The following is a 546-nucleotide window of genomic DNA, read 5'->3' as shown; positions in this document are numbered from 1 at the left end:
ATCGGCGAGGAGCCGCTTGTTCGCGGCGAGATAGAACGGCGCGGCATCGCCTGCTTTGACGCGGTCGACCAGTAGCGGCGTCGCGCCGTCGATTGTGTGGTGATGGCCGCCCATCGCGAGCGTCTCACCCGCCTTGAAGTCACGCGTGACGCGCGCGACCATCTGCGCGTAGGGCAACTGGTCCGCGCTGCCCGTCGGCTGGCCAAGCAGCACCGCCGAGAACAGGCTCATCGGCGTTTCGAGCCCCATCAGGTGATACGGCAGGTAAATACACGCATAGCGCCCGCTCCTGCCGACCACGTGACCCTTTTGCTTTAGCAATTGCCATGTCTCGTCGTCCTTGCAGCGCACGACGACGAACACGCCGCCACCGAAGCTCACGTCGTCGGGGCGGCGCAAGCAGTTGAAGACGTCGACCACCCCCGTGCGCTCGAGGATGCCACCGTCTTCCTTGGGCACGAAGATGTCTGCCAGTTCGCTGATGCGCGCGAGCGGGTAGTTGAGTGCGTCGGCGGCAGGCAGGAAGCCGGTCGAATTTGACACCAC

At 64.8% G+C, this 546-nt stretch carries 1 pseudogene; it reads right to left on the bottom strand.

Annotation, left to right across the window (positions count from 1 at the left end):
* Positions 1-546: pseudogene (locus AWB81_RS44125) on the bottom strand (homoserine dehydrogenase); the annotation flags it as partial.

The organism is Caballeronia arationis (assembly GCF_001544975.2).
GTDB lineage: Bacteria > Pseudomonadota > Gammaproteobacteria > Burkholderiales > Burkholderiaceae > Caballeronia > Caballeronia arationis.
Note: the sequence above shows the minus strand (reverse complement) of the source record. Positions and strands in the feature narration are given on the sequence as shown.